The 13,310-nt window shown below is 66.4% G+C and carries 13 protein-coding genes; 7 read left to right on the top strand and 6 right to left on the bottom strand.

The features are described from left to right. Window positions 1-31: 31 nt before the first annotated feature. From QZ471_RS16220 to QZ471_RS16210, 3 genes are all read left to right on the top strand, one after another. Window positions 32-1,657, top strand: a complete 1,626-nt coding sequence (locus tag QZ471_RS16220) for a methyl-accepting chemotaxis protein (protein WP_295465632.1) — start codon at window positions 32-34, stop codon at window positions 1,655-1,657. A 97-nt stretch (window positions 1,658-1,754) separates the two neighbouring features. After that, window positions 1,755-2,387 carry an HAD-IA family hydrolase gene (locus QZ471_RS16215; protein ID WP_295465630.1) on the top strand — a complete coding sequence of 211 codons (633 nt, stop codon included), beginning with the start codon at window positions 1,755-1,757 and terminating at the stop codon, window positions 2,385-2,387. Window positions 2,388-2,397: 10 nt separating this feature from the next. Beyond that, window positions 2,398-2,808 (top strand): DUF2141 domain-containing protein, encoded by a 411-nt coding sequence (locus QZ471_RS16210; RefSeq protein WP_295465628.1) that lies wholly within the window; start codon window positions 2,398-2,400, stop codon window positions 2,806-2,808. Window positions 2,809-3,527: 719 nt separating this feature from the next. On the opposite strand, the gene trpA is transcribed toward QZ471_RS16210, so the two are convergent. Together trpA and trpB are read right to left on the bottom strand one after the other, a co-directional pair. After that, window positions 3,528-4,334: a tryptophan synthase subunit alpha gene (gene trpA / locus QZ471_RS16205; RefSeq protein ID WP_295465626.1), complete on the bottom strand. Its 807-nt coding sequence runs from the start codon at window positions 4,332-4,334 to the stop codon at window positions 3,528-3,530. Continuing rightward, window positions 4,331-5,539, bottom strand: a complete 1,209-nt coding sequence (trpB, locus tag QZ471_RS16200) for a tryptophan synthase subunit beta (RefSeq protein WP_295465624.1) — start codon at window positions 5,537-5,539, stop codon at window positions 4,331-4,333. Before trpB ends, trpA begins: the two co-directional genes overlap by 4 nt. Before the next feature lie 92 nt (window positions 5,540-5,631). On the opposite strand from trpB, the gene QZ471_RS16195 reads away from it, so the two are divergent. Next, on the top strand, window positions 5,632-6,528 hold the full coding sequence (locus tag QZ471_RS16195) for a LysR family transcriptional regulator (RefSeq protein ID WP_295465622.1): 897 nt from the start codon (window positions 5,632-5,634) through the stop codon (window positions 6,526-6,528). Window positions 6,529-6,574: 46 nt separating this feature from the next. Here the strand turns inward: QZ471_RS16195 and QZ471_RS16190 are convergent, their stop codons facing one another. Continuing rightward, entirely contained in the window at window positions 6,575-6,898 is a 324-nt protein-coding gene (locus QZ471_RS16190; protein WP_059228573.1) for a DUF883 family protein, read from the bottom strand. A 219-nt stretch (window positions 6,899-7,117) separates the two neighbouring features. On the opposite strand from QZ471_RS16190, the gene QZ471_RS16185 reads away from it, so the two are divergent. Beyond that, window positions 7,118-7,333, top strand: coding sequence for a dodecin (locus QZ471_RS16185; RefSeq protein WP_007160169.1), 216 nt, complete (start codon window positions 7,118-7,120; stop codon window positions 7,331-7,333). Between the two features lie 38 nt (window positions 7,334-7,371). Beyond that, window positions 7,372-7,599: a DUF1161 domain-containing protein gene (locus QZ471_RS16180; protein WP_059228574.1), complete on the top strand. Its 228-nt coding sequence runs from the start codon at window positions 7,372-7,374 to the stop codon at window positions 7,597-7,599. Between the two features lie 86 nt (window positions 7,600-7,685). Here the strand turns inward: QZ471_RS16180 and hmpA are convergent, their stop codons facing one another. Beyond that, on the bottom strand, window positions 7,686-8,855 hold the full coding sequence (hmpA, locus tag QZ471_RS16175) for an NO-inducible flavohemoprotein (RefSeq protein WP_295465618.1): 1,170 nt from the start codon (window positions 8,853-8,855) through the stop codon (window positions 7,686-7,688). Between the two features lie 131 nt (window positions 8,856-8,986). On the opposite strand from hmpA, the gene norR reads away from it, so the two are divergent. Further along, window positions 8,987-10,525, top strand: a complete 1,539-nt coding sequence (norR, locus tag QZ471_RS16170; protein WP_295465616.1) for a nitric oxide reductase transcriptional regulator NorR — start codon at window positions 8,987-8,989, stop codon at window positions 10,523-10,525. Window positions 10,526-10,534: 9 nt separating this feature from the next. On the opposite strand, the gene QZ471_RS16165 is transcribed toward norR, so the two are convergent. Together QZ471_RS16165 and choX are read right to left on the bottom strand one after the other, a co-directional pair. After that, window positions 10,535-12,175: a methyl-accepting chemotaxis protein gene (locus tag QZ471_RS16165; RefSeq protein WP_295465614.1), complete on the bottom strand. Its 1,641-nt coding sequence runs from the start codon at window positions 12,173-12,175 to the stop codon at window positions 10,535-10,537. Between the two features lie 201 nt (window positions 12,176-12,376). Next, window positions 12,377-13,300, bottom strand: coding sequence for a choline ABC transporter substrate-binding protein (gene choX / locus QZ471_RS16160; RefSeq protein ID WP_295465612.1), 924 nt, complete (start codon window positions 13,298-13,300; stop codon window positions 12,377-12,379). Window positions 13,301-13,310 lie beyond the last annotated feature (10 nt).

Genomic DNA, 13,310 nt, shown 5'->3' with positions numbered 1-13,310 from the left:
GGAGGCCTCACTTCTACTTGGGGCTGCCGCCGTGACTTTCCGATCCTTCTCCATCGCCATCCGCAGTCTGCTCTGCTTCGGCCTCCTCGCCGTGCTCGTCGCCAGCCTGGGGCTGTTCGGGCTGCTGCAACTGTCGCAGATCCGCGATCAGGGTCTCGCGATCGAGACCAACAACGTGCCGAGCATCGTCGAGGCCGACAACCTGGCGCTGCAACTGGCCCGTACCCGGGTCGAGGTGCTGCGGCTGCTGGCCATTCCCGATGCGGCGACGGTCGCCGCAACCCGTAAGAAGATCGACGGCCTGAGCGCCGAGGTCGAAGCCGGTTTCGGTCGTTATCAGCAATTGGTCAGCACCGATGGCGAGCGCCAGGCCTTCGACGCCCTGCGCCAGATCCATCGCGACTACGTGCGCTACATCGGCCAGCTCGCCGACCTCATCAACGCTGGCAAGCTGGACGAGGCGCGCAGCCTGATCCAGTCCAACATGGCCCAGCTCGGCACCCAGATGAACGAGCGCACCGAAGCCCTGCGCAAGGTCAACCAGGCCGACATCCAGGCGGCGGCCAAGCAGTCCAGCGCCACCTATGGCCAGGCGCAATCCATTACCTGGACCGTCATCGCCCTGGCCCTGGGCTTGACCGTGTTGCTGGCCTGGCGCCTGACCCTGAGCATGACCCGACCCATCGCCGAGGCCGTCGCCGCCGCCAAGACCATCGCCAGCGGCGACCTGACCCAGACCCTGGATACCCGCGGTCACGACGAAGCCGCCCAGCTGCTGCAGGCCATGCAGCAGATGCAGACCAACCTGCGCGATACCCTGGCGCATCTGGGCCACTCCGCCGTGCAGCTGGCCTCGGCCGCCGAGGAGATGACCGCGGTGATGCAGGAGAGCGCCACCGGCCTGCAGCAGCAGAACAGTGAGATCGAGATGGCGGCCACCGCCGTCACCGAGATGAGCCAGGCGGTGGACGAGGTGGCCGGCAACGCCACCTCCACCTCCTCCGAATCGCGCCAGGCCGCCGATACCGCTCGCCAGGGCCAGCGTCAGCTGGGCGATACCCTGGGCGCTATCGAGGTGCTGACCGAGAACGTACTGGGTGCCAGCGATCAGGCCCGCCAACTGGCCGAGCAGACCCGCAACATCAGCCAGGTGCTGGACGTGATCCGTTCGGTTGCCGAGCAGACCAACCTGCTGGCGCTCAATGCCGCCATTGAAGCCGCCCGGGCCGGCGATGCCGGTCGGGGCTTCGCCGTGGTCGCCGACGAGGTACGGGCCCTGGCCCATCGCACTGGCGAATCCACCCGCGAGATCGAAGGCATGATCGGCAGCATCCAGCAGGGCACCGGCCAGACCGTTGATGCGCTGCTGACCAGCGCCGACCAGGCGCGCCAGACCCGCGAGCAGGCGCAATCCGCCAACGCCGCCCTGGCCGCCATCGCCCAGTCGGTATCGGGCATCGACGAGCGCAACCTGGTAATCGCCAGCGCCGCTGAGGAACAGGCTCAAGTGGCCCGTGAAGTGGACCGCAACCTCGTGCGCATCCGCGACCTTTCGGTGCAGACCGCGGCCGGTGCCGAACAGACCCGCGCCGCCAGCCAGCAGCTCTCCGAGCTGGCGGTGGAGCTCAACGGCCAGATTCGCCGCTTCCGCGTGTGACCTACCCGGCAGGGACGCCCGTCCCTGCCGTCGACGCGGTGGCAAAAGCCCCAGGCGCCCGCTACGCTGGCGCCTTCGCCAGCTGCGTCCTCCTCGCATGAGCTACCGCTACGTCATCTTCGACTTCGACGGCACCCTGGCGGACAGCCTGCCCTTCCTGCTCAGTTGCCTGGGCGTGCTGGCACGCCGCCACGGCTTTCGCGAACCGGCCGCGGACGAATTGCCCCGGCTACGCGCCGCCGCCCTCCCCGATCTGCTGGACAGCCTGGGCATACCCTGGTGGAAGGTACCCCGCATCGCGCGCCACTATCGGCGCCTGCTGGCCCAGCGCGACGGCGCCGTCGCGCCCTTCGCCGAGATCCCGGCGGCCCTCGAACGCCTGAGCGCTGCCGGTGTGCGCCTGGGCCTGGCGACCTCCAATTCCGCCGCCAGCGTGCACCAGGTGTTGCCCGCGGCGATCCGGTTGTTCAGCGATGGCGAATACGATATCCCCCTGCTCGGCAAGGCCCGGCGCCTGACCCGCCTGCTCCGGCGGCAAGGGATCGCCGCGCGCCATTCACTCTATGTCGGCGATGAGTTGCGCGACCTCGAGGCCGCGCGCCGCGCCGGTCTCGCCTGTGCGGCCGTCGCCTGGGGCTATGGTTGCCCGGCGACGCTGCGCGCCCAGGCGCCGGATCTCTTCTTCGAACGACCGGCCGACCTGCTGCGGCTGACGTCCTCTCCCTCCTGAAGGAAAGCCTATGAAGTCTCTGTTGCTGGTGTCTGGTCTCTGCCTGAGCGGTCTGCTGCAGGCGGCCGAATTGCAGGTGCGGGTGGAAACGGTGGATGGCTCCGGTGGCCAGCTGCTGCTGGCCGTGTTCGCCAGCGAAGACGCCTGGAAGGAACACCAGACGCCGGTCGCCCAGGCGCGGGTAGCGGCGCAACCGGGCGCCCAGGAGCAGCGCTTCGAGCTGCCGCCCGGGCGCTATGCCGTCTCGGTGATCCACGACAGCAACGGCAACCAGCAACTGGACACCAACTTCATCGGCATGCCCACCGAACAATACGGCTACAGCAACAATCCCCCCTTGCGCATGCGCATGGCCACCTTCGAGGAATGCGCCTTCTTCCTGCCGGCGGAGGGCCTGCGGCAGCAGGTGACCCTGAGATAGTCATTCTTCGTCGTGCACAGGCTTCCAAACAGAAAATCAACAGAGTTATCCACAAGCCGGTTTAGCGGCGAAAGCTCCCCTGGCCACTGAGCAAGCGTGGATAACTCCTTGCAGCATCAAGAAAAAGTCCTTGACCTGCGGTTATCCCCAGATATAGCTCAAAATTTGATCAATAGGCTGCAAGGTGCATGGATACTGGCCTCCAGCCGTCAGCGAACATCCTATCCACAACCCTATGCAGTTCTATTGTGGGTTGTGGAAAAGCGTAAAAAAGTCGCTGATCATTTTTTGTACGATTCTCTGCAGGCCTTGGCGGACCTGGCATCGGCGGTAGGTCCCACATCTTTTCCACAAGCCCGCGCACAGTAGATGTGGGAAAACCACCCGCGCTACCGAGGATGGAACGGCCTAGGCCCGGCCGGAAAAATCGATCATTTTTTGTACAAAACCCCAGGAAGGTGTCGGGAAAGACTTGCCGACAACTTGCCCCCGGCTTATCCACAGCCTTTACCTCTCAGGCAAGGACGAAATGGGGACCCAAGGGTCGGGCACGCCGCTCTCGCGCTAATCGATCAACAAGCCAGAAGAGGATAAAAGCCTTCTGCAGCAAGGTTTTGCGCCGACGGCGAACAGACTGTGCACAGGGTTATGCACAGCTTGAGCTTTTCCCAAGCAGAAAAAAGGACCGCCTGGGCGGTCCTGTTCGTCGCGGCGGCTACTCACCGCGCGGTGCGGACGCTTTCCGACAACTGCCGGCAGAGGCCCAGCACGCCCTCGATGGCAGCGCCGCTGGAATCGGCCTTGGCGATCTGGTCCACCAGCGCCGAGCCCACCACTACGCCATCGGCGAGCCGGGCGATGACCCGCGCCTGCTCCGGCGTCCGGATACCGAAGCCCACGGCCAGTGGCAGGTCGGTGAAACGGCGCAGACGCGCGACGGCGGCCTCGACGTGCTCGGTGGTGGCCGAGCCAGCGCCGGTCACGCCCGCGACGGAAACGTAGTAGACGAAGCCCGAGCTGGTGTTGAGTACCCGCGGCAGGCGGGCGTCGTCGGTGGTCGGGGTGGTCAGGCGGATGAAATCGATGCCAGCGGCCTGGGCCGGCAGCGCCAGCTCGGCGTCGTGCTCCGGCGGCAGGTCGACCACGATCAGGCCATCGACGCCAGCTTCTGCGGCCTCGGCCAGGAAGCGCTCCACGCCATAGCGATGGATGGGGTTGTAGTAGCCCATCAGCACCAGCGGCGTCTCGCCTTCCTCGCGACGGAAGTCACGCACCATTTCCAAGGTCTTGGCCAGGTTCTGGCCGGCGTGCAGCGCGCGCAGGGCGGCGGCCTGGATGGCGGGGCCATCGGCCATCGGATCGGTAAAGGGCATGCCCAGCTCGATCACGTCGGCACCCGCGGCCGGCAGGCCCTTGAGGATCGCCAGGGAGGTGGCGTAATCCGGATCGCCGGCGGTGGTGTAGGTGACCAGGGCCGCGCGGCCCTCGGCCTTCAGCGCGGCGAAACGGGTTTCCAGGCGGCTCATAGCGCGTCTCCCAGGTGGCTCATCACGGTTTGCATGTCCTTGTCGCCGCGGCCCGAGAGGCAGATCACCATGAGGTGGTCCTTGGGCAGGTGCGGAGCGCGCTTGTAGGCCTCGGCCAGGGCATGGGCGGATTCCAGCGCCGGGATGATGCCTTCCAGACGGCAGGTCTGGTGGAAGGCCTTGAGGGCCTCGTCATCGTTGATCGGCACGTACTCCACCCGCTTCACGTCGTGCAGGTGGGCGTGCTCCGGGCCGATGCCGGGATAGTCCAGGCCGGCGGAAATGGAGTGGGCGTCGATGATCTGGCCGTCATCGTCCTGCAGGAGGAAGGTGCGGTTGCCGTGCAGCACCCCGGGCACGCCACCGTTGAGGCTGGACGCATGCTTGTCGGTATCCACACCGTGACCACCGGCTTCGACGCCGACGATGGCTACCTCGGGGTCGTCGAGGAATTCATGGAACAGGCCCATGGCGTTGGAGCCGCCGCCGACGCAGGCGATCAGGCTATCGGGGAGGCGCCCTTCCTTCTCCAGGATCTGGGCGCGGGTCTCGCGACCGATCACTGCCTGGAAGTCACGGACCATGGCCGGATAGGGGTGCGGACCGGCCACGGTGCCGATCAGGTAGAAGGTGTCGGCGACATTGGTCACCCAGTCGCGCAGGGCCTCGTTCATGGCATCCTTGAGGGTGCCGGTACCGGCGGTGACCGGAATCACCTCGGCGCCCAGCAGCTTCATGCGGAAGACGTTGGCCTGCTGGCGATCAATGTCGGTGCTGCCCATGTAGATGACGCAGGGCAGGCCGAAACGGGCAGCCACGGTGGCGGTGGCCACGCCATGCATGCCAGCGCCGGTCTCGGCGATGATGCGGGTCTTGCCCATGCGCTTGGCCAGCAGGATCTGGCCGATGCAGTTGTTGATCTTGTGCGCGCCGGTGTGGTTCAGCTCTTCGCGCTTGAGATAGATCTTGGCGCCACCGAAGTGCTCGGTGAGGCGCTCGGCGAAATACAGCGGATTGGGCCGGCCAACGTAATCACGCTGGAAGTAGGCCAGCTCTTCGAGGAACGCCGGGTCGTGCATGGCGGTCTCGTATTCGCGCTGCAGATCGAGGATCAGCGGCATCAGGGTCTCGGCGACATAGCGGCCACCGAACTGGCCGAACATACCCTGGGCGTCGGGGCCCTGGCGATAAGCGAACTGATTCATGGGGTTCTCCTGCGAAGATAGGTCTACCTTACCCGCTTGAGTGCCGGCGATAAATCGATAAGATCGCGATGACCCGTCAGGAAATCTCACAGATGAGCGATCCCCGTGACCTCCCCCCTCTGAATGCCCTACGGGCCTTCGAGGCCACTGCACGCCTGGGCGGCATGAGCCGCGCTGGTGACGAGCTGCACGTGACCCACGGTGCCGTGAGTCGACAGATACGTGTGCTGGAGGAACAGCTCGGGGTGGCCCTGTTCCGCCGCGAAGGACGGGGGCTGGCCCTGACCGAGGCTGGCCAGCGACTGCGCGACGTGAGTGCCGAGACCTTCACCCGGCTGCGCGAACTGTGCGCGGAACTCAAGGCTGGCAGTCGCCAGGGACCCTTCGTGCTGGGTTGCCCGGGTAGCCTGGTCGCCCGCTGGTTCATCCCGCGGCTGGATCGGCTCAATCGCGACCTGCCCGAGCTGCGTCTGCACCTGTCGACCCGCACCGACGATACCGAGCTGCACGCTGCCGGCCAGGACGCCACCCTGCTGTTCACCGAGAGCGACCCTCCGGCGGAGGTCCGCGCCTATCACCTGGCCCCCGAGCGCATCGGGCCGGTGCTGAGTCCCTACTGCCCGGCTTATCTGCGGCTAAAGGAGGGCCAGCTCTCGGCCCTGCGCGCGGAACCGCTGCTGCATACCCTGTCGCGGCCCCAGGCCTGGCCGCAATGGTTCGCGCTGCAGGGGCTGGACGCACCAGCGCTGAATGATGGGCAGGGCTTCGAGCACCTCTATTACCTGCTGGAGGCGGCGCTGTCGGGGCTAGGGGTGGCGATCGCACCAGAGCCTTTGGTGGCGGCGGATCTCAAGGCGGGGCGGCTGGTGGCGCCCTGGGGCTTTGTGGCGACCGGCGCGGAGTTGGCCCTGTGGGCGCCGGGGCGGCTGGCGGATGAGCGGGTGGAGCGCTTGGCGGCCTGGCTCAGGGCGGAGCTGGCCGACGCCTGAAAGTGACAGGCGGAAGGCATCCCGGAGGATGCCTTCGCTCAGGCCATCAGTGGTCGCCGCGCAGCAGCGCCCAGCCGACCAGGATGGTCACGCCAGCGGCGATGCCGACGGTAGCCCAGGGATGCTCGCGAGCGACGCCGGTGGCGGCACGACCATACTGGCGGGTCAGGCGGCGTACGTCGTCGTAGACCTCTTCCAGGGAATCACCCGAGTGATGCAGGGCTTCGCGGGCAGTGCTCTTGAGGGAATGCAGGCCGCTACGGGATTCGCGGGCGGCACTCTTCTTCAGGGACGCCAGCGAGTCGAGCAGGCTGCTGATTTCGTTCTCGATGCTGGCGATGGACGCCTGGTAATCGGTATTACGGGCCATGACAACCTCCTGAGGTGGACGGATTCAGGAAATGTGACTGCCGAGCCGCTTGAAAGTGCAGCAAAGCCTTGCGCGAGAGCCCGGGCAGTGAACTTATCGGGGCTTTTCGCGGCCTGAAATGTCAGCGGCACCCTTCCCGGCGAGTCGACCGCGACACCGGTCAACGCGTTGCCAGCCAACGGCTGCGACGCCCGTCATTGCTGACCCAGGAGACAGTTCATGTCCGATCACCACACCTACAAGAAGCTGGAAATCGTCGGCTCCTCCACCACCAGCGTCGAAGACGCCATCAACAACGCCCTGGCCGAAACCGCCAAGTCGGTGAAGAATCTGGAATGGTTCGAAGTCGGCGAGATTCGTGGTCATATTCAGGACGCCAAGGTGGCGCATTATCAGGTCACGCTGAAGATCGGCTTCCGTATCGAAGCCAGCTGAGCCGTAATCCCTCCCTCCCCCGCAAAAGGACAGGCAAGATGCGTAGACTCGTGATGACCCTCGGTTTGTTGGCCCTGAGCGGCGGCGCCTTCGCCGCAGGCACCTCGTGCGACACGGTCAAGGCCGATATCGATGCCAAGCTGCAAGCCAAGCACGTGGCGAACTACAGCCTCGAGGTGGTGGACAAGGGCAGTGCCGCGGCATCCGCCAAGGTAGTGGGTAGCTGTGAGGCCGGTAGCAAGGACATCGTCTACCAGCGTCGCTAGCTCCTGGCCGCAGGCGCCACCGCCCGGCGGTGCGCCTCGCCAGCCGATGAAACGCCCGCGCCCTTCAGGTCGCGGGCGTTTCCTTTTCAGAGATCCGTCGCCGGCCCGAAGAATTCGTGGCGGATCTGCCCTGCCGGCACCCCCAGTTCGAGCAGATCGCGGCGCACCTGGGCCATGAAGGGCTGCGGGCCCAGGACATAGGCATCCAGGTCGCGCTCCTTGGGCAGCCAGCGCTGCAGGCGTAGCAGATCCAGGCGCGACGCCAGGGCTTCGCCGGCCAGCGGCTGGCTGTAGCAGAAATACAGCTGCAGCTGCGGATGATGGGCGGCCAGCTGTTCCAGCCAGTGACCGAAAGCCTGCGCCCCGGGGTGGCGCGTGCAGTGGATGACCTGGATCGGCCGTCCACTGGGCAGCGCCGCCGAGACCATCGGCAGCAAGGGTGTGATGCCCACGCCACCGGCGATCAGTAGCAGTGGCTTGGTCGACGCCTTGAGGACGAATTCCCCGGCCGGCGCGAAGACCTGCAGCACGCTGCCCTCGTGGGCCTCGCTGTGCAGGAAGCGCGAGACCACACCACCCGGCTGGTGCTTGACGCTGATTCGATAGCCCTGACCGCGGCTGGCCGCCGAGATCGAATAGTTGCGGCGGTATTCGACGCCCTCCAGAGTGATGCTCAGCCCCAGGTACTGCCCGGGTTGGGCGATGCTGGTCGGCAAGCCGTCCACCGGCTCCAGGTAGAAAGAGCTGATTTCCTCGCTTTCCGGTTCGATCCGCGCGATGCGGAACGGCCGGGCGCCGCGCCAGCCACCAGCGGCCTCGGCCTGGGCGGCGTATTTGCGCTCCTCAGCCCCGATCAGGAGGTTGGCCAGTTGGCCATAGGCAGCGGCCCAGGCGTCGATCACCGCGTCGGTGGCAACGTCGGCCCCCAGTACCTCGCGGATGCTCTGCAGCAGGGCGATGCCTACCAGCGGATAGTGATCCGGCTGGACCTGCAGCGAGACGTGCTTGTTGACGATCTGCTCGACCAGCGGCCCCAGGGTATCCAATTGCTCGATGTTCCGCGCATACAGCAGGACCGCCCGCGCCAACGCCCGGGCCTGGGCACCGCTGGCCTGGTGGGCGCCATTGAACAGCGGGCGGATCTCAGGGTTGTTGCCGAGCAGCTTGTCGTAGAAATGCCGGGTCAGGTCTTCACCGCCGGTTTCCAGCAGCGGTATGGTGGCCTTGATGATGGCGCGTTGGTCGTGTGACGGCATGGCAAGAATCTCCAAACAGGACTGCCCTGCTCTTTTCACGAGTCATGCCAGGTGAAAAGTCGCGCCAATACAGGCTTTTACCGGAATGGCGGGTCATAATGACCAGGTCCCTGTGACTCCCTGAGGTCAAATTGACTGTCCCTACCCTGCTCGAAGTGATGATCCCGCTGGTCGCCGATCTGGCCCGCGACCTGCCCGATCAGCAGCGCTACGCCACCTTGCTGGCGGCGCTGCGCAAGATCCTGCCCTTCGATGCGGTAGCCCTGCTGCGCCTGGAAGGCGAGGTGCTGGTGCCCCTGGCGGTACACGGCCTCAATGCCGATACCCTGGGCCGCCGCTTCAAGGTCGCCGAGCATCCGCGCCTGGCGTTGCTGCTGGCGAGTCGCACCCCTACCCGCTTCGCCGCCGACTGCGACCTGCCCGATCCCTATGACGGCCTGGTGGAAGGCCTGCATGGGCAGTTGGTGGTCCATGACTGCCTCGGCTGTCCGCTCTATGTCCAGGACCAGCTCTGGGGCCTGCTGACCCTGGATTCGCTGCAGGCGCAGAACGCCCAGCCCAAGGATCTCACCACCCTCGCCGCCTTCGCCGGCCTGGCGGCCGCTACCGTGGCCGCCGCCGAGCGCATCCGCCAGCTGTCCGCGCGCCTGGTCAGCGAGCATGAGCTGGCGGTGGCCTACCAGCAATCGGTGGGGCACCAACGTCCCCGCGAACTCATCGGCCAGAGTCCGGCCAGCCAGCGCCTGCGCCAGGAAATCGAGACGGTGGCGGCCAGCGACCTGACGGTGCTCATCACTGGCGAGACCGGTGTCGGCAAGGAGCTGGTGGCCGAGGCGGTCCACGCCCGCTCGCTGCGCCAGCAGCGGCCGCTGATCAGCCTCAATTGCGCGGCCCTGCCTGAGGCCCTGGTGGAAAGCGAGCTGTTCGGCCATGCCCGGGGCGCCTTTTCCGGCGCGGTCAGCGAGCGCCGTGGCCGCTTCGAACTGGCCGATGGCGGCACCCTGTTCCTCGACGAGGTGGGTGAGCTATCGCTCGCTGCCCAGGCCAAGCTGCTGCGGGTGCTGCAGAGCGGTCATCTGCAACGCCTGGGCACGGATCGCGAACTCATCGTCGACGTACGCATCGTGGCGGCGACCAATCGTGACCTGGCCGAGGCGGTGCGCGCCGGGCGCTTCCGTGCCGATCTCTATCACCGCCTGAGCGTCTATCCACTGCTGGTACCGCCGCTGCGCGAGCGCGGCCGCGATGTCCTGCTGCTGGCCGGCTTCTACCTGGAACAGAATCGCGCACGCCTGGGTCTGCGCGGCCTGCGGCTGGCTCCGGCGGCGCAGCGGACGCTGCTGGCCTACGACTGGCCAGGCAACGTGCGCGAGCTGTCCCACCTGATCAGCCGGGCGGCGCTCAAGGCCAACGCCGAGCGCCCGGAACTCGGCGGCATCCTGACCCTGGACAACGATCAGCTCGGCCTGCCGGTGGCCACTGCTGCCCTGCCCGCGGCCGACGACCAAGACAGCGGCGCCACCCTGCGCGAGGCCACCGAGGCCTTCCAGCGCCAGACCATTAGCCTGGCCCTGGAACAGCACCAGCAGAACTGGACGCTGACCGCCGCCGCCCTGGGACTGGACCGTGCCAACCTCGCCCGGCTGGCGAAGCGGTTGGGGCTCAAGTAGGACCAGCCCCTAGAGACGAAACCGCGCCACCAGTCCGGTAAAGACATCGGTAACCTGCAGCAGCTCCTTGCTGGCCTGCCGGGTTTGCTGCGCGACCTGCGCGGTCTGGGTCGACAGTTGCTGAATGTTGTTCAGGTTGCGATCCACCTCGTGCGCCACCTGCGCCTGCTCCTCCGCGGCACTGGCGATGACCAGATTACGCTCGTTGATACCACTGACCATCTGGGTGATGTGCGCCAAGGCCTGATCCGCCAGCTGCGCGGCGCCCTGGGTTTCCTGGATCAGTCCCTGGCTGTCGCCCATGGCACGGACCGCCTGCACGGCGCCCTGCTGCACGCCATTGATCATGCGCTCGATCTCACCGGTGGAAGCCTGGGTCCGGGCGGCCAGCGCCCGGACCTCGTCGGCGACCACGGCGAAGCCTCGGCCCTGATCACCGGCCCGGGCCGCCTCGATGGCCGCGTTCAGGGCCAAGAGGTTGGTCTGCTCGGCGATGCTGCGGATGACGTCCACCACGTTGCCGATGCTGCTTACCTGCTCGGCGAGTTGCTCGACGGTGGCGCTGGACGACCCTAGAGCCTGACTCAGGCCGTCGATGGCCGCGACGGCTTCCTGCACCCGGGAGCGTCCGGTTTCGGCACCCCGGCTGGCATCGCGGGTGGCTTCGGAGGTGGATATCGCGTTGCGGGCGACCTCTTCCACCGCGGTGGTCATCTCGGTGACCGCGGTGGCCGCCTGTTGAATCTCATCGTGCTGCCGCTCGGTGCCCTGGGCGCTCTCGTCGGTGATGCGATCGAGGCCTCCCGCCGCCGCCGCCAGGCGCTTGGCGGCGGCGTTGATCTCTTGCAGGGTGAGCTTGAGCTGCCCCTGCATCCGCTCCAGCGCCTGCAGCAACTGGCCGGGTTCGTCACGGCGGGTGCTGTGGATCAATCCGCTCAGATCCCCTTCGGCGATGCGGCGCGCGGTCGCCACGGCGACACCGATGGGAGCTGTGATGGAGCGGGTGATCAGCAGCCCCAGGCCGATCGCCACGACGAAGGCGATGCCGATCCCGACATAGAGCTTGGACTTGACGCTGTCGGCGGTGATGGCCGCCTGCTCGGCACCGGCGCCGATCTGCTGGTTCTTGAGTTCGCTCAGCTTATCGAAGGTATTCATCAGCTGCAGATAGAGAGGAAAGAACTCATTGCGCAGGATATCGGGCACGCCCGCCATGTCGCCCGCGGCCAAGGCCGCGAGGACCTTCGCCGAACTGGCCTGGTAGGCCGACCACTGAGCTTGCAGCGGCTCACTCAGCGCGCGTTCGTCCGCCTGCACTGGCAAGGCGCGATAGCTGGCGATGGTCTGCTCGCTGGTCCGCCGGTAGCTTTCCAGCTCGGTCAGCGTCTCCGCGATCTCGCTCTTGGGTGCCTCCCCAAAGGTCATCGACAGCACCACATAGATGTCACGGTTGTGGGAAATGGCCGCGGCCTTGGCCTCGGCGACCTTGGCATAGGACACCAGGTCGTAGGCGAACACCTGCTGCAGGCTACTGGACAGCTGCGTGGTCCCGAGGCTGCCCAGCCCTCCGATGATCAAGGTGATGAGCGCACAGCTGACGAAGGCGATTTGTAGCTTCAGCCCCAACCGCAGGTGGGAAAACCATTCCATGGAAAAGCCTCGCAACCGCGCGAGCGGCAAGGGAGATCGATTGTGGGTTTTGCTTTAGTTAACCTCTTTAATTAAGAACTGCTCTACACCTGAACTCAAGCCGGTTCGCCGGCCAGATACCTACGTCTATCGGGCGTTCCAGAGCGGTTGGACGCCTAAGCAGGGCGACGGCGCGCACAGGCCGTCGCCACCCCCAGGCGATCAGAACGCCTTCTGGACCGCCGCCAGACCCGGCTGGCCGTCGCGGGTGGTCACGCCCTGCAGCCAGGGTTGCAGCACCTGGGGATGGGCCTGGAGCCAGGCCTTGGCCGCCGCCGGATAGCTGCCGCCCTTGTCCCGTGCGGCGCTCATGATGGCGTTCTCCATATCCAGGGTGAACTTCATGTTGGCCAGCAGCCGCGCCGGGTTGGGACACTGCTCGGCGTAGCCCTTGCGCGTCAGGGTATTCACCGTGCCGGCGGTACCGAAGTATTGCTCGCCGCCGCTGAGGTACTTGATCGGGTAGTCGACGTTCATGGGATGGGGCGTCCAGCCGAGGAACACGATCCACTTGTCCCGTTTCACCGCCCGCCCGATCTGGGACAGCATGGCCTGTTCGCTGGACTCCACCAGTTGCCAGCCACCCAGGCCATATTCATCGCCCTGGATGATCTTCTGCAGCGACTGGTTGGCCGGCGCGCCGGCGCCGATGCCGTAGATCTTCTTGTCGAACTGGTCGGCGTGCTTGGCGAGGTCGGCGAAGGTCTTCACCCCGGCCTCCCAGACGTAGGTGGGCACCGCCAGGGTGAATTCGGTGCCGCTGAGGTTCTGCGCCAGCTCGGTCACCTGGCCGCTCTTCACGAACTGGTCGTAGTGCGCCTGCTGCGCCGGCATCCAGTTGCCGAGGAAGGCGTCCACCTGGCCGTTGGCCATGCCGCCATAGATGATGGGAACGGCCAGGGTCTCGACCTTGGCGCCATAGCCGAGGGCCTGCAGTACCACCCCGGTGACGGCATTGGTGGCAGCGATGTCGCTCCAGCCCGGATCGGCGAGGCGGACGGTGGCGCAGGCCTGCTCCTCGGCCTGGGCCGCCAGGCTGGCCAGGGCGAGGCCCAGGGTTAGGGTCGCGATGATTCCTTGTTGCATGGCCGTTCTC

It is taken from the genome of uncultured Pseudomonas sp. (assembly GCF_913774235.1).
In the GTDB taxonomy this organism is placed as follows: Bacteria; Pseudomonadota; Gammaproteobacteria; order Pseudomonadales; family Pseudomonadaceae; genus Chryseomonas.
This window is presented reverse-complemented; position numbering and strand designations above follow the sequence as displayed.